At 50.7% G+C, this 23,844-nt stretch carries 17 protein-coding genes; 7 read left to right on the top strand and 10 right to left on the bottom strand.

What is annotated here, in order from left to right:
* The first annotated feature begins 91 nt into the window (after positions 1–91).
* Positions 92–1,696: an ATP-binding protein gene (locus tag IQ256_RS03655; RefSeq protein WP_193854204.1), complete on the top strand. Its 1,605-nt coding sequence runs from the start codon at positions 92–94 to the stop codon at positions 1,694–1,696.
* Between the two features lie 52 nt (positions 1,697–1,748).
* Here IQ256_RS03655 and xseB read toward each other — a convergent pair whose 3' ends face one another.
* Both xseB and xseA read right to left on the bottom strand, forming a co-directional pair.
* The gene (gene xseB / locus IQ256_RS03650) at positions 1,749–1,988 is read right to left on the bottom strand and encodes an exodeoxyribonuclease VII small subunit (protein ID WP_193854203.1); all 240 of its coding nucleotides are present in this window, start codon (positions 1,986–1,988) and stop codon (positions 1,749–1,751) included.
* 135 nt (positions 1,989–2,123) lie between these two features.
* Positions 2,124–3,353: an exodeoxyribonuclease VII large subunit gene (gene xseA, locus IQ256_RS03645; protein WP_370623338.1), complete on the bottom strand. Its 1,230-nt coding sequence runs from the start codon at positions 3,351–3,353 to the stop codon at positions 2,124–2,126.
* A 243-nt stretch (positions 3,354–3,596) separates the two neighbouring features.
* On the opposite strand from xseA, the gene recA reads away from it, so the two are divergent.
* The gene (recA, locus tag IQ256_RS03640; RefSeq protein ID WP_193854202.1) at positions 3,597–4,625 is read left to right on the top strand and encodes a recombinase RecA; all 1,029 of its coding nucleotides are present in this window, start codon (positions 3,597–3,599) and stop codon (positions 4,623–4,625) included.
* Between the two features lie 234 nt (positions 4,626–4,859).
* Here recA and IQ256_RS03635 read toward each other — a convergent pair whose 3' ends face one another.
* From IQ256_RS03635 to IQ256_RS03625, 3 genes are all read right to left on the bottom strand, one after another.
* Entirely contained in the window at positions 4,860–5,192 is a 333-nt protein-coding gene (locus tag IQ256_RS03635) for a DUF1815 family protein (protein WP_193854201.1), read from the bottom strand.
* Between the two features lie 592 nt (positions 5,193–5,784).
* Entirely contained in the window at positions 5,785–6,000 is a 216-nt protein-coding gene (locus IQ256_RS03630) for a DUF2839 domain-containing protein (RefSeq protein ID WP_193854200.1), read from the bottom strand.
* 171 nt (positions 6,001–6,171) lie between these two features.
* Positions 6,172–7,977, bottom strand: a complete 1,806-nt coding sequence (locus tag IQ256_RS03625; RefSeq protein WP_193854199.1) for an ATP-dependent DNA helicase — start codon at positions 7,975–7,977, stop codon at positions 6,172–6,174.
* A 201-nt stretch (positions 7,978–8,178) separates the two neighbouring features.
* On the opposite strand from IQ256_RS03625, the gene IQ256_RS03620 reads away from it, so the two are divergent.
* Positions 8,179–9,102 carry a prephenate/arogenate dehydrogenase gene (locus tag IQ256_RS03620; protein WP_193854198.1) on the top strand — a complete coding sequence of 308 codons (924 nt, stop codon included), beginning with the start codon at positions 8,179–8,181 and terminating at the stop codon, positions 9,100–9,102.
* Here IQ256_RS03620 and IQ256_RS03615 read toward each other — a convergent pair.
* Positions 9,069–10,943: an ATP-binding protein gene (locus IQ256_RS03615; protein WP_193854197.1), complete on the bottom strand. Its 1,875-nt coding sequence runs from the start codon at positions 10,941–10,943 to the stop codon at positions 9,069–9,071. The genes IQ256_RS03620 and IQ256_RS03615 overlap by 34 nt on opposite strands.
* A 550-nt stretch (positions 10,944–11,493) precedes the next feature.
* On the opposite strand from IQ256_RS03615, the gene lepA reads away from it, so the two are divergent.
* The 3 genes from lepA to IQ256_RS03600 all read left to right on the top strand — a co-directional run bounded on the left by lepA (position 11,494) and on the right by IQ256_RS03600 (position 16,211).
* Positions 11,494–13,299 (top strand): translation elongation factor 4, encoded by a 1,806-nt coding sequence (gene lepA / locus IQ256_RS03610; protein ID WP_193854196.1) that lies wholly within the window; start codon positions 11,494–11,496, stop codon positions 13,297–13,299.
* Between the two features lie 361 nt (positions 13,300–13,660).
* Positions 13,661–14,626 carry a UDP-glucuronic acid decarboxylase family protein gene (locus tag IQ256_RS03605; RefSeq protein WP_193854195.1) on the top strand — a complete coding sequence of 322 codons (966 nt, stop codon included), beginning with the start codon at positions 13,661–13,663 and terminating at the stop codon, positions 14,624–14,626.
* A gap of 232 nt (positions 14,627–14,858) precedes the next feature.
* A complete protein-coding gene (locus tag IQ256_RS03600) occupies positions 14,859–16,211 on the top strand; it encodes a UDP-glucose/GDP-mannose dehydrogenase family protein (RefSeq protein WP_193854194.1) in 1,353 nt (450 codons plus the stop codon).
* 166 nt (positions 16,212–16,377) lie between these two features.
* Here IQ256_RS03600 and IQ256_RS03595 read toward each other — a convergent pair whose 3' ends face one another.
* Entirely contained in the window at positions 16,378–19,170 is a 2,793-nt protein-coding gene (locus IQ256_RS03595; protein ID WP_193854193.1) for a pentapeptide repeat-containing protein, read from the bottom strand.
* Positions 19,171–19,230: 60 nt separating this feature from the next.
* Complete coding sequence (locus IQ256_RS03590; RefSeq protein WP_193854192.1) at positions 19,231–19,677, bottom strand: YbjN domain-containing protein; 447 nt, start codon at positions 19,675–19,677, stop codon at positions 19,231–19,233.
* A gap of 216 nt (positions 19,678–19,893) precedes the next feature.
* On the opposite strand from IQ256_RS03590, the gene IQ256_RS03585 reads away from it, so the two are divergent.
* Entirely contained in the window at positions 19,894–21,336 is a 1,443-nt protein-coding gene (locus IQ256_RS03585) for a DUF697 domain-containing protein (protein WP_193854191.1), read from the top strand.
* Between the two features lie 59 nt (positions 21,337–21,395).
* On the opposite strand, the gene IQ256_RS03580 is transcribed toward IQ256_RS03585, so the two are convergent.
* Both IQ256_RS03580 and btpA read right to left on the bottom strand, forming a co-directional pair.
* Positions 21,396–22,337 (bottom strand): vitamin K epoxide reductase family protein, encoded by a 942-nt coding sequence (locus IQ256_RS03580; RefSeq protein ID WP_193854190.1) that lies wholly within the window; start codon positions 22,335–22,337, stop codon positions 21,396–21,398.
* A 172-nt stretch (positions 22,338–22,509) separates the two neighbouring features.
* Positions 22,510–23,361: a photosystem I biogenesis protein BtpA gene (btpA, locus tag IQ256_RS03575; RefSeq protein ID WP_193854189.1), complete on the bottom strand. Its 852-nt coding sequence runs from the start codon at positions 23,359–23,361 to the stop codon at positions 22,510–22,512.
* Between the last annotated feature and the right edge of the window lie 483 nt (positions 23,362–23,844).

The following is a 23,844-nucleotide window of genomic DNA, read 5'->3' as shown; positions in this document are numbered from 1 at the left end:
CGCCGCCTCACGACTTCTGGTTTGGTACTTTCGCATCTATCCCAATCAGCACTCAGGGTCTTCTGACCGGGTATTCACAAATAGATATGCTATGTCGTCACTGTCTTTATTAGCTCGCACGGTCAATCTACCATCTTCGCCCGAAGCAATCGCCGTTGATCCTAAAGGCTTTAAAGCCGCGCTCCAGTCTTTCATCCAATTCTTAATTGTCCATCAGGTTCGTGCCACCTTATGGCTGAAACTACCGAAAGACGACGCTTGGTGGCAAGATATCTGGCAATACGCTCAGCAGGCAGCCGGCTGTACCATCTATAGCCTAGGCGAGCAAACAGGCGATCCGCCTGACACCTTGGCCGCTAGCTTGCGACCTATTCCTATCGAGCAAACCGTAGAACTAAAGCGTGAATATCTATGCTTGGCTGTTTGTGACCAGTTTGTAGGCTCTCTTGTCGCAGCTAGGATGCCACCAGGCACCGCCGTTCTCGACAAGCGAACGCTACGGCTATATGGATCGACCTCACTTAGTACAATTGCAGCTCTATCCGCGAATATAAAAGCGATTATTGAAAGTAACTTATCTGTTCCACCGTCAGTATCAGGCCCAGAATCGAGCCCAGAATCAAGCCCAGACACAGCCTTAAACCCGTCGCCTGAAAGTACTAGCGAAAAGGACATCGCTGGCGCGGCGGCGCTTAGCCAATGGGAGCGCTACTTTCCAGAGACACTTTGGACTCAAGGGCCTTTGCCACTATCCGAAGCTTTTTTGACCTGGCAGATGCAGCACCAGGAAGATCTGCGATCGCAGATCAATGAAAGTCGCGGTCTCCACTCGGATAAAGGCAAAGATAAGGCCGATTCGGCTTCTAGAGAGTCTTGCAGGACGGCTCAAAGTATCAACGCCGACTTTCTCAGACAGGCAAGAGAAGAGCTGCAATCACCGTTGACTACCATCAAAACAGCCCTAACGCTCCTTAGTTCACCTACACTCAAGCTGACTCAGCGGCAGCGCTACCGAGAGATGATTGTCGCTCAGTGCGATCGCCAAACCAATCTTGTCAATGGCATCATAGAACTTCTACAGCTCCAGACCACTCCCAGCCCACAACCCCAACCCATTAGCCTAAGTGAACTGCTGCCGGGTATTGTTAGCATCTATCAACCCATCGCTCAAGAGCGAAACATCATGCTGGCTTATACCGTTCCCGATCAGCTTGCCACTGTTTTGGGCGTAGAGGCCGAACTCAAGCAGGTGGTCGTTCACCTGATCAAAAACAGCATCCAAAGAACCGCTAAAGGGGGTCGAGTCTGGGTTAGTGCAGTCCCTGAAGCAGAGGACTTCATCGTTCTTACTGTCCAAGATTCAGGTAGTCATATTCCCAAAGTCGAAATAAACCGGCTGTTCGAGGCTTTTCATCCGTCGGCTGAGCACGGCACAGCGAACCTAGATCTAACGCTGGTACAGCAGCTAGTGCAAAGAATAGGGGGGGGGATCTTGGTAGAGAGCCCACTAGACCAAGACACCCTTTTCAAAGTTCGACTTCCCATCCAACAGCCGCCTACAGCGCAGCTAGTTTCTTCTAAATCGGCACCGGCTGCAGATCGCGCTGTAGAAAACGACCTCGGCTCGACTAGAACCACTGCTCGAGAACTGCATAGCGAGCAAGTACCCGCTGGCGTCTCATCAGCGACTTCCTAGCGTTTCTGAGAATTCTTTGGACGTTTTTTCGGACGTTCTTTGGACATATAGGCTAAGTCGCTTCATCTTCACCCACTAGGGTTTCGATCAGCAACGCCGCTTGCTTTTGCTTTTCTTGAAGGAAGCGATCGCACTGCTGCAGTGCGCCTACGGCTTCAGAAAACTGATCGAACACCTCAGCTAAGGGAAGATCGCCGCCTTCTAGCTGTTGAGTAATCGCCTCAATGCGAATCAGTGTCTCTTCGTAGTTCCAATCATCGGGGAGAGGAGGTGTCTTCTTGGGGCGGGGCATAGAAGCTAGAGCGTAGGGAATAGGGGGCGTAGAGGATGACTGAACGTTGAATTAGGTCAAGTCAGCCGTTTTCTATTTAGAGCAGACGGTCAAGAGTAGGCGGTCAATAAGAGCAGGCGGCCAAAAACAGTCTAGCTACTTGTTAGCAGTCACCGTCGCGGTGACTTTGCCTTTACCAAGCTGAATTTCCAGCGCAGTGCCAGGGGGTAGCTGATCGGCATTCGTGGCAATTTGACCCTCTTTTTTGACCAGCGCATACCCTCGCTTCAAAACAGATTGTGGATCTAGCGTCGCGAGTTTTTCCTGAAAAAGTTGGTGCCGATATTGGTGCTGCTGCAATCGTTGAGTCATGGCTGATATCAGCTGCTGCTTTTGCCATATCAATGATTTCTGGTGCTGGGTTAGCTGACGGTCTACCCGCTGACGCTGAAGTCTCGCTTCTAATGACTGTACCTGCGTTTGGGCAAGCTGTAGCCGCTTGGCCATCACGCTCCCGACTCGCTGTAGATAATTCACCTGCTCTTGATATAGCTCATCTAGGCTAGGCGCAATCTGTTCAGCAGCGGCAGTTGGGGTATGAGCACAGACGTCTGCCACGAGATCGGCTAGCGACTCGTCTCGCTGATGGCCGATCCCAGTAATTACAGGAATAGGTGAAGTCGCGATCGCCATCACCACCCGTTCATCATCAAAGCAAGCCAGATCTTCGACCGCGCCTCCACCTCTTGCTAGTAACAGCACATCGGCCCGGCCATCTCTGGCCGCTCGGGCGATCGCCGCTGCAATCGAAGCTGGAGCCTGCGGACCCTGTACTGTGGCCGGAGAGAGCAGTACCTTCAGTCCAGGGCTGCGCTGTTCCAAGGTTCGTTTAATATCTCCCCACGCCGCTGCTTGACGAGAAGTCACGACCGCCAGTGTCTGAGGATAGGCAGGTAAGAGGCGCTTTCGATCTAGATCAAACAGTCCTTCTGCGGCGAGACGTGCCTTCAGCCGACGGTAGCGCAGCGCTTGCAAGCCTTCTCCGGCAGGCAGCACTTGCCACACTGTGAGCTGATAGGTGCCGCGCTTTGGATACAGCCGAATCTGCCCTAAAACAGTCACCTGCTCGCCGACCTTTGGCAGGGTAGCGAGGCGAGGTAGCTGCGACTTCCACACCACACAGTTGATTGCAGCCGACCCATCCGGTTCTTGCAGCGTAAAAAAACAGCCCTGACGGTGGCTGTTGGCACTAGACACTTCTCCGACTACCCATAGTTTGCGTAGCTGAGCATCTTCTTCTAGTAACAGCTTCAGATAGTCGGTCAGACCTGCTACGCCGATAGCTAGCTCAGTTGTCATATCAGCAAGTTGATCCGCTTGATCCACGATGTCTTCCACTCCCTACAGTCCCTTTTACAAGACCTTTCCTTTCCTGTGTTGATCAGCGCACAGGATTTCATCAATGCACAGGACGCTGCTGTCTGCCAGAGACCTTCGCTGAGAGACGTTATCGACTAGGGGCTGCTCACAGAATATAGCTTTTACTACTAGACAGCATCAAACAAATCAGATACATATTAGTACATGCGTTTTACATCGGCTCTCAAACTTTTCTTTCTTTAGACTCCTATGGCTTACCTTCTCAACGGACGAGCAACGCCAGCTACAGCAGATATTGCAGAACGAAAGCGGGTACTGGGCAGCGTGGTAGCTCAAATTGAGCGGAGTTGGGGCCAGGGCTCAATCATGCGACTAGGTCAGACCTGTAACCTACAGGTAGAAAGAATTTCAACAGGCGCGTTGACCTTGGATATAGCTTTAGGCGGTGGCCTGCCAAAAGGACGGGTAATCGAGATATTCGGACCAGAAAGTGCCGGAAAAACTACGTTGGCTTTGCATGCGATCGCATCTATTCAGTCTCAGGGGGGCACGGCTGCGTTTATCGATGCCGAACACGCTCTAGATCCTAGCTATGCTGCCGCCATCGGCGTCGACACCAGCACCTTACTAGTCGCTCAGCCCGACAGTGGAGAAATGGCTTTAGAAATCACCGACCGGCTGGTTCGATCCTCGGCAGTAGACATTGTTGCTATTGATTCTGTAGCAGCCCTAGTTCCTCGCGCCGAAATTGAAGGAGAGATGGGCGATCGCTCTGTAGGCTTACAGGCGAGGCTAATGAGCCAGGCGCTCAGAAAAATTACTGGCAGTATCGGTAAATCTGGCTGTACCGTCATCTTCCTTAACCAGCTAAGACAAAAGATCGGCGTCCTCTATGGCAGCCCAGAGGTGACCACAGGTGGCAACGCTCTGAAATTCTACGCCTCTGTTCGATTAGACATTCGCCGAGTCCAAGCACTTAGAAAAGGCAATGACAACTTCGGTATGCGGGTTAGGGTCAACGCCGTCAAAAACAAAGTCGCGCCACCGTGTCGAGTCGCAGAATTCGATATTTTATTCGGCAATGGGATATCAAAAGCAGGCTGTATCTTCGACTTAGCACAACAAGCGGGCGTCATCGACCGTCAGGGCACCTGGTATTGCTATCAGGGGGAAACCCTTGCTCAAGGCCGAGACAATACCGTCCATTATCTAATGCAGCATTACGCCCTAGCTCAGTCTATAGAAAGCGCGGTCCGCGACAGAATCGTCCTTACTTGACTGGCTTCCATCTGATTGTACTGTGTACCGCTCGATTAGATAAAGTGAAGCCAGTAGTTGAATACAGCGTTAATCACAAAAAAAGTCTAGGTCGCTGGCCTAGACTTTACGGTAATATTTCTGGGGAAAGTGCTTTGTAAGCTGTCTATAAACAGGCTATTTAGATAATTGGATAGCCAATAATTAGGCAACTGACTGAGTAATCGATTACCAAAGCCTAACTGAAGCCAATTACTAAGCAACAGCTTCGCACTCAGCCGGACTAACCTGATATTTGATCAAGTTTGCTAGCTCCTGAAGCTGATTAATAGCCTCAGCACCTTCTAACTTCATCAGCTCTCGATCGTCACGCATCTCTGTCCAGGTGATTCCATAGTCAGAGACTAGAAATCTAATCAAATGATCCCCACCTAGGCTTACCATGAAGGAAGCGCTGTTTAGCTCATCTCCACATGTATAGCAAGAAGCTAGGTATCCTCTTTTCTCTAGCACCAACGCCATTGCCTTCAAGTTCAATACAAGATCTTGAACAAACTGACGGTGCTGATCTGCAAGTCTGACAAACATTGACTGTCTCCTACACCACTATATAATCTTACACGGTCTGTTTAATACTTTTTTAATGTTTTGAGAGGATAGGCTTGATTAGCGATACTTTGACAAGGGCCATCTAGGCTATTCAGGTGTTTCGGGCGTCAAATGGATTTCGTAGCTGTCGAAATCACTCGATTAAGCCTGCCTAATCCAAACCTAAAACTATCAAACGCCGGGCCAGCGTTTTAAGATATGTTAACTCCTAGCGCCTGTATCCTAGTTCAAAATGACAATTTCTGCAGAGAGCTCTTCAAATATCCATCGAAGGACATACGTAATAGCACGCTGTAAAAGCTGTTACTTCGTTCTAACGCAATTGCGTCAGATTGATGGGAATAGAGCAGAGGGGATCAAAAAAAATGACAAAACTTGACAAGCACATCTTACTTGTCTATGGCAAGTAAGGAAAACTTTGGTAGACGTCTATAGTAACAATATAGTTATAGCGCTAGGGGTCAAACTCACAAGCCACAGGCAGTGGCGGCTATCCGAAAGGCTGCCGTCCGAAAGGCTGCTGTCTACGCGCACCCTATACACGCCTCATTACACGACTTGATACAGGTGACTAGTTCGTCAGCGTCCACCAGCCAAAGCCTGGGCCAATAAAGCGAATCGTCAGCCAAGCAGCAACCATTAATATGATGCCTGCCCACGCCCCTCGGCTAGACCAAGTGACAAACTTAGCGGCAGTTTCTTTACTGATCGGGATGCCACGCATAACCGGTTCAGGCTGGCCGTATTTTTCGCCTAGTTCTTCTCTGCGGCGTCTGGATTCTCCCATGGGTCTACCGGATTCTACTCGCTAGTAGTGACTTTGGGTTTATCATAGCGGCCCTGATTACTGAACCTCTGTTGGGGCGGGCTAAATTATTATTTGTTTAGAGAGCCGACAAGAGCTAGGAGAAAACCACAGCTTTCGAGATTCCAGCAGAACCAGGTTCAAAGCAGAGGTTCAACACCGGTCTGCATAAGGTGCAAACCAGCCAACATCAAGGTAGCTGCTGCGAGCAGCAGGACTGAGCGCGGCTAGAAGCTGTCTGCCATAGCTACGATGGTTAATTCGGTTATCGAGGATGGCAACTACGCCGCTGACAGGGCTATCGGGAAAGTTATGTTCTGAAAAAGCGCTGCCCAGGCTGTATCCAGAGGAGCTGTAGCTGTTTGGAGAATCATCTAGGTGGTGGTTCTCTGGGCGATGATGCGATCTATTCTTAGTAGAATTTATCTTAGTAGAATTTAACGATCGCACCGGGGCGATCGCGTGCTGTAGCATACTCAGCGCTTCAGGGAGAAGATAGGCTTTGAACCAGTCTTGCTGTCGTCGCTTGTACATAGCAACTCGCCCAGCTACCAGCGGATTTTCTAGAGAGGGAATCGGCAGCGTTGTAATAATCATTAGGCTTGGCGTTGTGAACTGTGACTGGTGCGATCGCCAGTACTCCCAGCCCGTGATCAACACCCCTTGGCGACTGTCTACCCCAGATTCGACCTGCACTCTAGAGCCAAACTCAGCGGCTAGTACAGACGCAAACTGCGCCCTCAAAGGCACATCACCCACAATGATCACGGTAGGACCAGCGTTGAGAGGATCAGCTTGGGGGCTTTCATCCATCATCTGCTTAGCACCTAGCAATCGTCTGATTTCTTCTAGCGCAGCGGCCTTGAAGTGGCTGGTATTTGGCATAGGTAGGCGGTCAGGCAGATAGAGCTGTATCAGATCGTTGTGCCGATCTGGGCCAAAACGCAGACAGGTCATGTCTCCTAGACCTAAGCGGTCACGATATCGCACGGCCTGAGCATCCATATCTAGGGCCGCACCTACCAAGACCACCGGCTGTCGCTGCCAAACGGGAACTAGCGTGCAATCAATATCAGTAGGGCAGCAGCAGAGTGCAAAGCTACCAAGCTCACGGTTCATCTGAGCCCAGGCCAATTGACCAGGCTGGTCGAGCTGCTGCCAGAAAGCCCGCCAGGCCGTAGGCATCTGAGCGCCTTCTCCATAAGCCATCACTCCATAGGCCATCAACAGCTCGCGGAGTTCATTCAATAGCGTCCGCTCGGGAACATCTATCAGGTGGCAGCTGTATGGATTCGCCGGATGTTGAAGAATAGTGTGAGTCAGTCGCACACGCAGATCGAGAATCCGCTCGCGATCAGCTGGATAGGCAAGCATCAGCGACTCCCACGCTTGAGGCGGTAGGGTCGTGCTCAGTTCTGTCCTAATCCACTTTTCTAGATCGCTAGCACCATCAATAATTGTGGGAATACCGTCAGGGAAGCGACCGGTGGTCTTTGCTGAGAACGCCGCAGAAGAGGGTTTAGAACCAGAGGCTTCAAGACTAAAGGCTTCAGGACTAGACATCTTAGAGCCAGAGAGGCGATCGCGCAGCCACCCTTCAGCCGAGGTTACCAGCAGCCCTCTAAACGAGTCCTCTGGCCATCTATCCCCCGTTTGTACAGGCTTAACGACAGGTAGCCGCCGCTGTAGGTCAGGAATATCTTGCTGCAACACTAGCTCTAGAAGTCTGTCAGGAAGTGCTAATATCGCAGGCTCAGGCCATAGCAGCGCTGCAATCAGGTAGCTCAGCCGGTGGGTCCCTTGGTAAGCGCTCAGGCTGTCTGTTTGCACCAAAGCACTGCGTCCGACCCTCAACGCTCTGGCCACTAGCCGGGCCATCGTCAGATGATGAGGCCACTGAGTATGACCCTGCTCTCGCAGATAGGCCCGAAGGCGCTGGTGAACTTCTGTTTCGATCACAGGCGTATGTGTAAGGTGGCAGGCATGCGGAACTGCTTGATGGGCGGTGACTTCGGGTGGGTTTTATTGTGACACATCGTTCGAGTAGTAGGGTGTAGATTCTAGGCTCATTCAGTCGAAAGGAAAAAGTGGGCCATAGAAGGTGGCCATAGAGCATAGAGGCTCGCATCAATAGGTGCGACTTAGTAATCGAAGGACGAAATGAAAATTGGAATTGTTGGCCTAGGGTTAATCGGTGGCTGTCTGGGAGTAGATCTGAAGGCGGCGGGTCATCAAATCTATGGTGTGGCCCGGCGGATAGAAACCTGTCAGCAGGCCCTTGATCGCGACATCGTTCACTGCGCTGATGTTCAGCTTACTAGTTTGGCTGATTGTGATGCTGTGTTTATTTGTACACCGATTGCCACGATAGTGCCTACAGTGATGGTCCTATCGAAGATATTAAAGTCAACTGCTGTGGTGACAGATGTGGGCTCTGTAAAAGCGGCAATAGTAGAGCCAGCGACCAGATACTGGCCGCTGTTTGTCGGTGGCCATCCGATGAGCGGCAAAAGCGAGGCGGGGTTGGAGGCGGCAGAAGCGGGCTTATTTCAAGGAAATTCTTATGTGATTACGCCTATAGAGCAGCCGCTGCCACCCACTAATAGCGAGGCGATCGCCCGAGTCGAACAGCTAGCGACGCAGCTTGGCTCACAGATCTACCGTTGCTCCCCGACAGATCACGACCGGGCGGTTGCCTGGATTTCGCATCTACCTGTCATGGTTAGCTCTGGCCTAATTCACTCAGCTAGCAGCGAACCTGACGGGACCGTTAGAAAACTCGCTGAAAAATTTGCCAGTTCTGGATTTAGAGATACCAGCCGAGTCGGCGGTGGCAATCCAGAGCTAGGACTGATGATGGCTCAGTACAACCGGAACGAGGTCTTGCGATCGCTTAAACAATACCGACAGTCGATCGACCACACCATCCAGGCTTTAGAAGCAGAAGATTGGCAGGCGATCGCCAAGCAGCTAAACGAAACCAAAATCGCTAGAGCCCGCTACGTTGAACCAGCCGTAGAACCGACTACAGAGCAAGACGCAAAGCAAAACTACGTAGCGCCTAGTTCCATTACAGGCTCTTGATACAGAACCGTTGTAAACGTCACGGTTGCACCTAACCCTTCACCCATACTGACAAACTTCACTGTTCCACCCATAGCTTCAACCAGCCGTTGAGAGATAGCTAACCCTAGTCCTGTGCCCTCATACTGGCGAGTGCGGGTGCTATCCACCTGGCTAAAGGTCTGAAACAACCGATCCTGCTTTTCTAGCGAAACTCCGATCCCAGTGTCTGCCACGCTGATCTTGACCAGTCCTGGCCACATTTGTTCATCAAACTCGAACGGCTGAGGCTTGATCTCGGCAACGATCGTAATACTGCCTTCATGGGTGAACTTGTTAGCATTGCTCACTAGGTTTAACAGCACCTGCTTCAGCCTCTGATAGTTGCTATACAGCTTGATTTCATCTAGGGTTGCTGGCAACACGATATTGAATTCTAACCCTCGGTTTTCAATATGAGTCCGCTGAGATTTTTCGATCTCTTCTATCAGCTCTTGCAGACTGACAGCGCTAAACTCAAGCTCCATCTTGTTCGCCTCGATCTTGGCGATATCCAATACGTCATTGATCAAATTCAGCAGATGAATAGCCGAATTGTGAGACTCTTGAATAAACTCAAGCTGCTCTTCCTCGTCGTCCGCCATATCGTCTAAGACCAGGCGCAAAAAGCCAATCATGCCGTTTAGAGGCGTTCTTAGTTCGTGAGAAGTATTAGCTAAGAACTCACTTTTGCGCCTTGAGGCTTCTTCGGCCTGGCGCTTGGCTTCTTCTAGCTCTTGATGCTTACGGGTGAGTTCACTATTGGTCTGGCGCAGGGCTCTAGACTTGGTACGAAGCTCCCGAGTGATGGCTTCACTTTCGCTAAAGAGTTTGGCATGGGCGATCGCAGTTCCCACCTGATCTGTCAGCTCCCTAATTAGATCAATCTCAAAAGGTTGCCAGGGCTGTCTAGGTGGCTGCTGTAGCACCAAGATGCTGTTGGGCTCCTGGCGATAGCAGGTAGCAATAGTCAATACCGTGTAGGGCAACTCCCCCCCACTCTGTTCAAAATCTGAGATTACCGGCTCTAGATTCTGCAGCGTATCCAAAAAATCAGACTTAGCAGATAGTTCAAAAGTCTTACCCAAACAGGGATGCAAGCTAGGCTGATAGTACTCGGCCACTACCGTTATCGTCTGCATCGCCTGCGAATAATCACAAACCAAACAACGATCTAGCGTCAGCAAACGACCTAAGCCGTTGACCGTCTGCTGCCAGATTGTCTTGAGATCTAGCGTCTTACGAATGCTAGAAGCCACGCTAGCTAACAGCGCATAATAGCTGCTGCCACCATTATCAGAGATTGAGCTAGTAGCCGTGATTTGAATTGGCTGGGGTACGATGCGTCGACCAACGCCGACTACGCCAGCCGCATTCAGGGCAGTTGCTGCCAAATCCTCTGCCGTGTCTCTATCTACCTGCAATCCATCCGTAGAGGCTGGTTCTGTGGGTGCTGATTTGGCAGGCAGAGGGCTAAGTACAAAATCAAATCCTACTGGCTGCTGTCCACAGCGGACAACGCACTGAAACTCCTTGGGTGCTTGCTGCTCGACAACCTGTCGGACATGCTCCATATAAGGCACGATAGCAACTGGTCCAAACAGTGATTCAATCGACTGGTCCACATAACAATCATCCTCCGTCAGATTGCCGCAGTCGGTGGCCTGAGGCCAATGCATTGATAGAATCTTGCCTTCTACCGTATGTACAACGACCAGCGTATTTGACTGCTCAGCAGTCTCCGCTGTCCTATTAGCTGAGCCAATACTAGACACCACAGCCAGGTCAATCGAGTTAGAAGAAGGACGGGCAGACCGAGACATTGTAGACGGGTTAAAGATTATTTTTAAGCGTGTTCTTTTGAAACGGAAAGCAGGAGATGGAATTACCTGAAGATCGAAGTAAGGCGCTAGTCGGCGTCTTGACTCGTCGTTCTCTCGCTAAGCGCTCCCTCGACCTAGCAACTCCTATCTATACTCTATCTATGTAGATGTGAACCCTTTGAAAATATGAACCAAACTGTCTAAAGGTTATCGCCTATTGCTGTACTTGCTACGATAGCTAACCAGTTTAGCCGAGGCCCCTTAGGCAAAATTGTGGGCAACAAAGCCTATACTTTCACACTGCTCCCACATAGCGCTTATAGAAGCGCTTGTAGAGCGCTTACGCCTACAGCACTTATAGAGATATAAAGCCCACCCAAAGAGCTGACTCATTCACTTGCGCTTTCAACTTAATCTTTCTAGAAGCAACGCTTGCTTTCAGACATTGGCGGTTTCAGACGTATGCAGTAAGACTTAGTATAAGTTCAGGCTTGCTTACCGGCTTTTTAATCTGTATTCCTGCTTCTAATTTTTCCTTACTGGCCCATTCATGACTGATGTACCTGTCTCAAGACTGCGGAATTTCTCTATCATCGCCCATATTGATCACGGCAAGTCTACACTGGCCGACAGGCTGCTGCAAGAAACAGGTACAGTCAGCGATCGCGATATGAAGGCGCAGTTTCTCGACTCGATGGATATTGAACGAGAGCGCGGCATTACCATCAAGCTACAGGCCGCTCGGATGAACTATACGGCCAAAGATGGTGAGCAATACGTACTTAATTTAATCGATACCCCTGGGCATGTAGATTTTACCTACGAAGTGTCTAGATCGCTAGCGGCTTGCGAAGGAGCGCTGCTAGTGGTCGATGCTTCCCAGGGGGTAGAAGCGCAGACGCTGGCCAATGTCTATCTAGCAATTGAGAACGATCTAGAAGTGATTCCGGTGCTGAACAAGGTAGATCTGCCGGGGGCCGATCCTGAGAGAGTCAAGCAAGAAATCGAAGAAATCGTCGGCCTTGACTGTAGCAATGCGGTGATGGCCTCGGCCAAAGAAGGTATCGGCATTACCGAGATCTTAGAATCGATTACTTATCTAGTGCCGCCGCCAGCAGATAACACGCAAGCCCCGGTGCGAGCTCTAATTTTTGATAGCTATTACGACAGCTATCGAGGAGTAATTGTATATTTTCGGGTGATGGATGGCGTGATCAAAAATTGCGATCGCATCCGGCTGATGGCCTCTGGCAAAGAGTACGACATTGATGAACTTGGCGTGCTCTCCCCCAACCAGGTTCCAGTAGACGAGCTGCACGCAGGCGAAGTCGGCTATATCGCGGCCTCAATAAAATCAGTCGAAGACGCTCGTGTCGGCGATACGATCACGCTGGTCAAAGCCCCTGCCGAGAAGCCTTTAGCGGGCTACATAGAAGCAAAACCGATGGTTTTCTGTGGACTTTTCCCCACAGACTCTGACCAGTATGAGGATCTGCGTGAGGCGCTAGACAAGCTGCGGCTGAATGACGCGGCCTTGCAGTACGAACCTGAAACTTCGAGCGCGATGGGCTTTGGCTTTCGCTGCGGATTTTTGGGCCTGTTGCATATGGAAATCGTGCAAGAAAGGCTAGAGCGTGAGTACAATCTCGATTTGATTACGACAGCGCCCTCGGTTATCTACAAGGTCTACACCATTCAAGGAGACGTGATTGAGATTGATAATCCTAGTCTGCTACCTGATCCTCAGTATCGAGAGAAAATTGAAGAGCCCTATGTGAAGGTAGATATCATCACGCCAGAAGAATTTGTCGGCACGCTGATGGAACTGTGCCAGACGCGCCGGGGAGATTTTCAAGACATGAAGTATCTGACGCCAGGGCGAACCACGCTGGTGTATGAGCTGCCTTTAGCAGAAGTGGTGACAGACTTTTTTGATCAAATGAAGTCGCGATCGCGCGGCTATGCCAGCATGGAATATCAGCTGATCGGCTACCGAGAAAACAACCTAGTTAAGCTAGAGGTCAAGATCAACGGAGATACTGTCGATCCACTAGCGGCTATTGTGCATCGCGATAAAGCCTACTATGTAGGCCGCGCCCTTACCGAAAAGCTCAAGGAGCTGATCCCGCGTCACCAGTTTAAAATTCCAGTTCAAGCATCAATTGGTAGCCGAATTATCGCCAGTGAGAGCATTCCGGCCTTGCGTAAGGATGTGTTGGCAAAATGCTATGGCGGTGACATTTCTAGAAAGAAAAAGCTGCTGAAAAAACAGGCTAAAGGTAAAAAGCGGTTGAAATCGATTGGCACTGTCGATGTGCCCCAAGAAGCTTTTATGGCCGTCTTAAAGCTGACCTAAAGCGGGCTAAACATAGGATAGCTTTACATAAAAGCACCGCATCGCTTGGTATTAAGGTTCCTAAGCAATACCTCCTTGATCTCATATAGGCGGCTCACTTTTAGTAAATTTTGGCTGACGAACGAGTCGTTTGGGACCATTTGGGGATTGATAAAATCAATTGAAGTTTTAGTGAAACCTAAAGCTACTGTTAAGTGCAGTTAACAATTTTTTGATACATTTCTAGGCAGCTCGGTCAACTCTTATTAGGCTTTTGGAATCTTTTTATACAAGACCTGGGCCCTTACTTTGGTATCTATGCAGTTATCCACGTCCATACAAGAAGAGAGCCATAGCTAGCGTCCTTTAGACATTGAAACCTATGAGAATTCTAGTCACGGGGGGTGCTGGCTTTATCGGCTCCCATTTGATTGATCGACTCATGGCAGCGAACCATGAAGTTATCTGTCTTGACAACTTCTACACCGGTCACAAACGCAATATTCTACGTTGGCTGGACAATCCCTATTTCGAGCTTATTCGCCATGACATCACCGAGCCCATTCGCCTAGAAGTAGATCAGATCTATCATCTGGCTTGTCCCGCATCGCCTGTTCACTATCAATACAACCCTGTTAAGACTGTCAAGACGAATGTGTTAGGAACGCTCAACATGCTGGGTCTTGCCAAACGGGTCAAGGCTCGCTTCTTTCTGGCCTCAACTTCTGAGGTGTATGGCGATCCTGAAGTGCATCCTCAGCCAGAAGAGTATCGCGGTAGTGTCAACCCCATCGGCATTCGCAGTTGCTACGACGAAGGCAAACGCATGGCCGAAACTCTCTCCTTTGACTATCACCGTCAAAATGATGTTGACATTCGAGTTGTGCGAATCTTCAACACCTACGGCCCGCGCATGCTAGAAAACGACGGTCGTGTCGTCAGCAACTTCATCGTTCAGGCGCTGAGTGGTCAGCCTTTGACCGTATACGGCGATGGCTCGCAGACCCGTAGCTTTTGCTATGTCTCTGATCTAGTAGAAGGGTTCATCCGGCTGATGAACAGCGATCATATCGGCCCTATTAATATCGGCAACCCCGGAGAATACACCATTCTTCAGCTAGCTCAAACTATCCAAAAGATGGTGAACCCGGATGCAGAAGTTCAGTATCGTCCCTTACCTCAAGACGATCCACAGCGAAGGAAGCCTGATATCACGAAAGCTGAGAAACTGCTGGGCTGGCAGCCAACTGTAGCACTAGAAGCCGGACTAGAGAAAACTATTGCTGATTTTAGAAGTCGCATGGACGCCGCTGGCACTTTGAGCGAGAGCTTGAAGACACCGACATAACCCAGTGCCTACAGAAATAGAGCTGTGTGGGAATGCAGCTCTGCTCGCTTCATCCTAAAAATTTCATCTCAAAGAATCAGTGTCTTCTCAGTTTTCTCTTCATAAGCAGCCTATTTTGAGATAGCTTGACTGCCTAATGTGGAATCGTTAGTCAGGCGTATCAGGCGCTATTTGACCAGTATTCATTTCACTAGTCATTCATTTAACCCGTAATAAAAAGAGTGGTATCGCTATGCGTGTGTGTGTCATTGGAACAGGCTATGTAGGATTGGTGACTGGGGTTTGTTTGTCCCATATCGGTCACCACGTCATGTGCGTTGACAACAATGAGCAGAAAGTTCAGCTGATGAAGTCCGGCCAGTCGCCAATTTATGAGCCAGGGCTATCCGATTTGATGAAGTCATCAATGGAGTCTGGCAATCTAGAGTTTACGTCTGATCTAAATGCAGGGGTAACTCATGGCGAGATTCTATTTATTGCGGTGGGGACGCCAGCATTACCGACTGGAGAAAGTGATACGCGCTACGTAGAAGCAGTGGCAAGAGGCATCGGCGAAAATCTCAACGGTGGCTACAAGGTGATTGTGAATAAATCAACTGTGCCTATTGGTTCAGGCGACTGGGTACGGATGATTGTGCTAGATGGCTTGAACGAGCGCCAGAATGGTGGAGGCGGCGAGGCGGCTTTCGATGTAGTGAGTAACCCCGAATTTCTGCGAGAGGGCTCGGCTGTCTATGACACCTTTAATCCCGATCGGATTGTGCTAGGTAGCAACAGCGATAAGGCCATTGGCATGATGAAAGAGCTGTACACGCCTTTGGTAGAGCGGCAGTTTTCTGAAGATAGTTCTGTGTCGCCAGTCCCTGTCGTGGTGACCGATCTTAGCTCTGCGGAGATGGTCAAGTATGCGTCCAATGCCTTTTTGGCGACCAAGATCAGCTTTATTAACGAAGTGGCTAATATCTGCGATCGCGTCGGTGCAGACGTCACTCAGGTCGCCGCTGGCATTGGCTTAGACTCTCGCATTGGCAGCAAGTTCTTGCAGGCGGGCATTGGCTGGGGCGGCTCCTGCTTTCCCAAAGATGTCTCAGCTTTGGTACATACCGCTGATGACTATGGCTACGAAGCTGAACTGCTAAAAGCCACTATCAATGTAAATACTCGTCAAAGACTACTCACCGTTGAGAAACTTCAGCAGGTACTCAAAATCTTGAAAGGTAAGACTGTTGGCCTCCTAGGTCTTACCTTCAAGCCAGACACAGACGACATGCGCGACGCGCCTTCGCTGATTATGATCGACAACCTCAATCGCCTCGGTGCAAAGGTCAAAGCCTACGATCCAATTGTGTCGCAAAGCGGCGTCAGCCAAGGTCTTTCTGGCGTTATTGTTGAGACCGATCCTGAGCGGCTAGCGGATGGCTGCGACGCACTAGTGCTGGTGACCGACTGGGCTAAGTTCAAGAACTTGGACTACGGCAAAATGGCTGGGCTGATGAATGCACCAGTGATGATTGATGGTCGCAACTTCCTCGATCAAAAAGCACTGGAATCAGCCGGCTTCCAATACATCGGCGTGGGTCGGTAGTTGACAGTTCAGGCTGGTCAGCACGTTTGTTGACTGGCTCTATTCATATTTTTAGAGCTACAGCCCCATGCTTTTGAAAAAGTACGGGGCTGTAATGGTTGTGTAGTGACTCGCGCTTCCTTTTGGCACAGCCTCGCCTTTTGCATTATGCGCCCGAGACGCTGTATTAGTTTTTCAACATCGGCCAGGTTAGGGGTAGCGTTGCTGGGTTTTGATGCAAAACAGGTAGCCAGGATGCAAAAGGGAATCGAGACTCTATACCTTGCAGCTGTTCTCTGGCATCTCTGACGGACTGATGCAGAGGAATGCCTTGAGAAAAGGCAGTCAGGAAATGCTTGAGAAAAGCTTGGGCGACGGCATCTGGTACCGGATAGCGCATCACGATCGTAGGTGGCAGATTGCCATGATCCTGTAAGTCTTGGATGAGCTGAAGACCGTCACAAGCGTTAAGGATAGAGAGTTTTAGGCCGCGCTCCGTGGCTTTTCTAAGGGCGTATTTGAGTTCGCTCAGCGTTAAGCTTTCGGTTGGGCTGAGGCGAAGGGACTGTTGACCATTAGTGCTAGCACTGTGTCCAGCGAAGAAGAGTATGTCCCATGGCTGGGACCAAAGGGTATCGTTCAGGTGCGATCGCTCCGGCTCTACTAAACAAGTCAATGCGACATCAGCAAGCTGCTCTAGCAGTCTGCGATCGCGCTCGATATCCAAACCACGCCCGTCGCCAAAAATCGCCAGCACCCGCACTTGACGAGCTGTATCATCAGCGCTGCCGCCGCCCTCACGGTTAGCGGCGACATCCGTTAAAGCCAACCGTCGATAGCTTGGCTCGCTCAATACCAGCTCCGCCTGACGATAGTGGTCAAACCACATCCATAAATGCAAAGGCAGCGCCCGCAGGCGCAAATCGTTCGTCTGCAAAAAGAACCGAATAGAGTCTTCTGGCTTCAGCGACATCATCAAGGCTTCGCGTATAGGCCGAAATGAATCTGAGCTCAGCCAATCATTCACTCCCTTAGACAGCTCTTTTTCTAACGCTAAGCAGCGCTCAAAGCATTCCAAGTAGCTAACGTTGGTGATTTGCTCTGGTAGGGCGCTGATCCGAAAATTCTGAGACAGCCGGTCGGCGACCTGACGATAAGCCCGCTGCCATTGCTCATTACTTTCTAGCAATCGGTCGGCAGCAGGTAGCCATGCCGATTGTTCTAGCTGAGCGGCTATCCCTTCATCACCAATCTGCATAGTGGCGGGCAGTCCCTTTTCCTCTTGCTGAGCGATCTTGATCACGATTCGCTTGCCCTCCATCGACAGATGTCGGGGCACCTGCTGAGTCAATAGCTGAGTGAGCTGCGACAGCTCACTTCGATGTTGCTTGTACAGATCTATCTGCGCGTCTTTTGCCGCTAGCTCCGCCTGATAGCGTGCTTCTAGTTGTTGCAAAGCCCGATCATATTCCTGGTTCAATGAAGCTTGAACTTGGTTTTTATCAGCGGACTCTGGCACTTCTACCCTGACCACCACCACCCCGTCGCCTTTATTTTCGATGCTGCGAACGGACATAGCCTCGCCGGTAGAGCGCACCTGCTGAAATGCCGCCATAAAAGCAGACATATCTAAGCCCTGTCGAAAAATAAGATCTACCGTATGCAGCACATCTTGAAACAGCTTCGTAAAATCGCCTAGCTGAAAATTGCCATGGCTAGGGCGACGCTCACGCTGGTCGCTCAGGAGGTAAATGTAATCGCACTCTACGCCTTCTAGCTGGGTCGCGGTATCGATGTTCCAAGATTCTACGCAGCTACTGGTTAGCCGCACACCGCGCAAACAGGCTCCTGATAGCTGCGATCGCGTAAAATTAGCCGCTGACAGATCGGCCCCCGTCAAGTCTGCATCCGACAGATCGGCACCCGTAAAATCAGCTGCTCGTAAATTAGCGCCCTGCAAACAGGCACCGCGCAAATTGCAGCCAGCATAGGATTTCCCCTGTCCTTCTAGGCTAGTGACTAGCGATCGCACCGCCGCCTGTCGCAAAAGCGTCTGACCCACTCGCCCATAGTCCAAAGACTGAGCGTCCTGAAACCGGGTTCTAGCCAAATTAGCACCCACGAAGTCAACAGCGTTGAGCCGGGCACCGGAAAAATTCGCTTCAGATAAATCTGCCCGGCGAAAACAAGTGCTGCCTATGCTGGCGATCGCCAACGCTGGCCTACGCAACCAGCTATAGCGCGGATGGTCCGTCAAGATGCGGCGGGTAGTGTGCAAACACAGCCAAAACAATAGGCCCGTATCTAATGGGGCGTTGATTTTTGCTAGCCAGCCAGCGTGCTCTATGGTTCCAGGCAAAGCGGTCAAAGCAGCAAATATAGCCACTGAGTACTCAAGGGAACCGAACCGAGCGCGTAGATTAAAGCGAAAATGCGCGATCGACAGTAATAGGGCGCTAGTACTGATAATTACACTTGCCCCAATCCAAAAGGCAATAATGGTGATGATCACACCGCCTGTAACCGACTCGGAACTTAGCAGCGCATCTAAAAAATCAAAAGAGTGAAAGTATTCCCAGCAAAATAATACAATCCAGTTGATCAAACCGCCTAAAACCGTACCCCAAATCGCCACGGTAAGATCCCAGCGAAGCAATAAGAAGCTAAAAAAGCCAACCGTAGAGAAGGCAATAATGCCATCTAAAGGGCCAAAAAACCTCAGGTAGATAGTATTGACGGTATCGGATACAGCCGTTCCGAACAGACCCAGCAGAAAACCGCTTAACCCTACTAGCACGAGCACACTCGCAATGCGCCCAGAGCCTACTCCAGCCTTGGCGGCACTAAAATCTGCACCCGTGAGCACAGCGCCAGTAAAATTTGCGCCTTGGATCTGAGCCTCTCTAAAGTTGGCTCCTGTCAGATTTTGGTGCTTAAACGAGCGTCCCTTCAGGATCTGACCAGCAAAGTTTTCCTCCATCTCATTCGACCAGCAACGTTCTTCTCTATCCCAATTCGCACGACTGGCTTGGATGACAATTCACGAAGACCAGCGCTCTAGCGCTCTTTGCCCACCCCATCGAGCCACAATTTCGTCGTCGTAGTCATCAGCGAGGCGAATGACAGTAGTCACCGAGTGCTTGAGTTCAATTTGATCGCAGGTAGACCCGACTAAGCTGTGCTCAAAGACGATATCGTTTTCGCCATCAAGCGCAAATCGACCGAAGTGGATGCCGTTATTAGCCCTCAGCAAATAGTAGCTAAGCTCTGGCGTAACGGTGACATCGGTGACTACAAACGATCGCGTGGTGATGAGGGCGTCGTTTTCACCCCAGGGAACCACCCGAGTCGAGGCGACCGCTGAACCAATAGTAATGATAAATAGAGGCTCGTCTTCAAACAGAACCGCAGCCTCGCCAAATAAATCCTGCATCCAAGGCACGATTCTGTTGTAGCAGGCCCTTTGAGCAGTACTTTCAAACTCCATAGGCACTCTTAAGTGTAAATAACTACTTTGATTCTCTCACTGTTTAATCAGATCGCTTTAATCAGATCGCTCCATATTGGATTGCCAAGTGCGTTCCTGAAGAATTTGGTTGCTGACTTCTTTGGAACTTCTTTGGGACTTAGACGGGTTTACCCCACTCTGATTTAGAGCCCAAACTTTCTATACTTTGAGCTACTAGAAGATCTGCTTTTGGCTATGGACACCTTTGATCAGCTAACCGATGATTTGCGCTATCAGCAGGCGATCGCATCTGTCAAAAAACTGATTACCTCTCTAGACCTTTCACCTCGTGAAAAGGCCGGACTAGCAGCGGAAATTGGCCATTTGCACGGCGTGCTCCAGAAGCTAGAAGATCAGGTACTACACATCGCCGCGTTTGGCATGGTCGGTCGGGGCAAGTCTTCTTTGCTAAACGCGCTAGTGGGTCAAACGGTTTTTCAGACTGGGCCGCTGCATGGGGTAACTCAGCAGGCAGAAGGCGTTGCTTGGCAGGTGGAAAAAGATCAGCAAATTTATTCGGCGACGCTTTCTAGCCAAGCATCTGACCAGGTGTCTGATCAAACGTCTGATCGAACCGTTTCTAGTCGAGCAGCGGCTAGGGTGGAACTGATCGATACGCCAGGAATTGATGAGGTCGCCGGGGATGAAAGACAGGCGATCGCTCAGAAAATTGCCCGTCAAGCCGATCTCATTCTCTTTGTCGTGGCCAGCGATCTCACCCAGCTAGAACACGATGCGCTGCTCGAACTCTATCAGGCGGGCAAGCCGGTTCTGCTCGTCTTTAACAAAAGCGATCAGTACGCCCAAAACGATCGCGCCCAAATCCTGGAAAAGATCCAGAGCGTCCATCTAGCCGATCGCATCCCTACCGAAAATATCGTCATAGCCGCAGCCGCACCGCTGATCAAAAAGGCGGTCAGAAAGCCAGGCGGCCAGCTTACTACATTCACAGAGCGTGGCCCAGCCGATGTTACTGATTTGAAGCTCAGGATTCTAGAGATTTTGCAGCGAGAGGGCAAAGCCCTAGTCGCACTCAACACGCTGCTATATGCCGACGATATTAATCAGCAGGTGGTTGAGCAAAAGCTAGCTCTACGCGATCGCGCTGCCGATGACACCATCTGGAAAACCGTTCTAACCAAATCTGTGGCGGTCGCGCTTAACCCTTTGACAGTAGTCGATTTGCTCAGCGGCGCGGCCATCGATGTGGCGCTGATTATTGCCCTAGCTAAGCTATACGGTATCGAAATGACACAAAAAGGAGCAGCCCAGCTCCTCAAGAAAATTGCCCTTTCATTAGGTGGCCTGACCGTTAGCGAGCTAGCGATTACCTTCGGGCTAAGTGGGCTCAAGAGCGTTTTAGCTGCCGCCGCTATTCCGACCGGAGGGCTGACCGCTAGCCCATATGTGTCAGTGGCCTTGGCTCAGGCGACAGTTTCAGGCGTGTCTACCTATGCGATCGCGCAAGTCACTAAAACCTATCTAGCCAACGGCGCGACTTGGGGAAAGGGTGGCCCCAAAGCTGTCGTTACCGAAATCCTCAGTGAGCTAGACGAAGATTCGATCATGCAGCAGATTCGCCAAGAGCTAGCGGAAAAACTGGAGCTACAGACCAGATGGACAAAAAGTAACCCCTAACGATGACTGCGATCGCTAGGGGTTTAGTAATATCTCAGCAGCAGAGTTATCAGCGGCGCTTATCCGTCGGTATTGACAAAATCAGTTGGGCCGTCGTAGCCAGAAGCCTCAGCTAAAGCTTGCAGACTCTGAGAACCAGAGAGAAATTGACCGTTCACTTCCCAAGTAGGGAACCCAGTAAGTTCTGGAACAGACTGACAAAGCGTAGTTTGAGACGCCTTGCCGTCAGGCGCGCATTCGATGTACGGAATATCTTTGGAAGCGGTTTGACCAAATAGCTGCTTTTGATCGTGGCAGTGCGGACACCAGTAAGCGCCGTACATCTTTGCATCAATATCGGCTAGGTGCTGAGCTAGCAAAGCTTCAGCTTCACCAGAGGGTGTCGTCACGGGTGGCCCCACGCCTGGCTCTTCAACCACCGCTGCCTGCGTCCCGCTGCTGAGTGGACCGCCAGGCACCGCGTAGATCCCCAATGTGCCAACTAGTGCCACCATCGCAATGATTGAGCCACTAAACAAAAGCTGACCGCGATCGTCCCAGCGACGACCAAACAGCGTCAGTAAGAACATAGTGACTGTCAGCGCCGCTGAGCCAATGCAGTAAGGGCAGACCGCTCGAATGTCAGTGGCTAGCACGTACATCAAGAAGCCGCTGAAGACCATCATGCCCGTTGCGCCCACAAACAAAAGCGGCCAGGTAATTCCTTCTAGCTTCGTCCGTAGCTCTTTGTCTTTCTCAGGATTCGCAAGTAGCGGTGCGATCGCCAGCACCAGCATCGCCAAGTACGACAGCGCGCCAAACAGCGTTAGTGGCTGGCCCAAAACGGTCGCCCAATCGCTAGAAAGAACCTTGCCGCAGCCACTGCCACAGACCGCTGATGCATTTGCGAGCCTGGTCGCAGTTAGATAGCCGGTTCCAATCAGACCAACGGTGGCGATCGCGCCAATCAGCGGGCGAGACCATTTATGGATCCACAGCGTTTCCTGGCGACGACGTCTCATAAGAAAAATGCCTAAAGGATGAAATTCAACAAATTCAGTCAGCGTTCGGTTATCAATAATACTTGAATTTTTCGGAAGCGTCAGGCGTTAGATCCCGGAAAACTTTCAGCTCGACGCCTAACTCGGTGCCCAACTCAACGCCAGGCTAGCGCTTCTCACCACTTACTTATCCCTAATTCAACGCCATAGAACGGTTCGCGGTAGATCGCTCCACCGGACGAGGCGTTAAGCCCTGTGCCATCGCTGTCACAAACTGTCTAGCTCGAATCGGATCGACTGGCTGCTCAATTTGACCCTTTCGTTTGAGCGAACTAGAGACTATTACCCCATCAGCAGCCGGAATCAGGTGAACAATATTATCTATAGTTGCGCCGCTGCCGATGAAGATAGGCGTATCCCCTGCCGCCTCTCTAGCTCGGACTAAGTCTTCTACGGTTGGTGCATGGCCAGTCGCCGTGCCCGAGACAATCACCCCATCAGCCAAGCCGCGATGGATAGTATCTTGCACAGCCGTCGTCACGCTAGGACGGCCCAGAGGCTGAGCATGCTTGACTAAGACATCTGCCAAGATCTTGACGTCTGCGCCTAGCTCACGGCGGTAGCGCATTAGCCGATGGGCATCGCCTTCTATCAGCCCCTGATCGGTCGCCATCACGCCAGAAAGCACGTTGACTCGGATGAATTTTGCATTAGTACAGGCTGCGATCGCCAGCGCACTACAGGCATCATTACGCAACACATTTATGCCAATCGGCAAAGGCACTAGCTGAGAGAGACGCTGCACGACCAGCGTCATCGCACTGACCACCACTGGATCTACTTGCGATTTGGCAAACGGCGCATCGAAAAAGTTCTCAACAATCAGACCATGAACACCGCCTGAGGCTAGCGCCGTCGCCTCTTGCTCAGCGCGAGCAATCACACTATGCAAATCGCCCTGCCAGCGAGGAGACGTTGGCAAAGGCAGCAGATGTACCACCCCAATCGCAGGGTTAGCTGTCTTAAAAATTTGGTTTAAGTCCACGGTTCCTTCATCTCGGACTCGGCACGTTGGATAGTCTTAGTCCAATAGTCATTGTCCTTAGTCCAATAGCTATAGTCTCAAGTCCAGCGGTCATAGACAAATAACCATCGACCAAGCGGCGTACCAGCATATCAAAGCAGCACGGCGCTAGTGCATCCAACGCTAGCTATACCTTAACAGTCAATGCTGAGGGTTTAGGCGTTGAATGCGCTCAAATTCTGAGCAACAGGTACTAACCCGATCAAGCTCACCTATCAGTCCTAGCCATCAGTCCTCATCCGCTCATTCGCCTTCACTCGCTCATCAGGCAAAGTAGGCAGACGCAAAGCAGGCAGATTGCCCAAAATCGAGAACTTATAGACCTTCGCCTCGTAATTGTGAAGTTATGTTATGATTCGCAAGAAAGCGATTTAATCTCTGCGTGTGATTCTGGGGATTCGATCATCTCAGTCACCTCATTGATCAAAGAGACCTCCATGGGAC

Origin of the sequence: cf. Phormidesmis sp. LEGE 11477, assembly GCF_015207105.1 — a bacterium.
GTDB lineage: Bacteria > Cyanobacteriota > Cyanobacteriia > Phormidesmidales > Phormidesmidaceae > Phormidesmis.
Note: the sequence above shows the minus strand (reverse complement) of the source record. Positions and strands in the feature narration are given on the sequence as shown.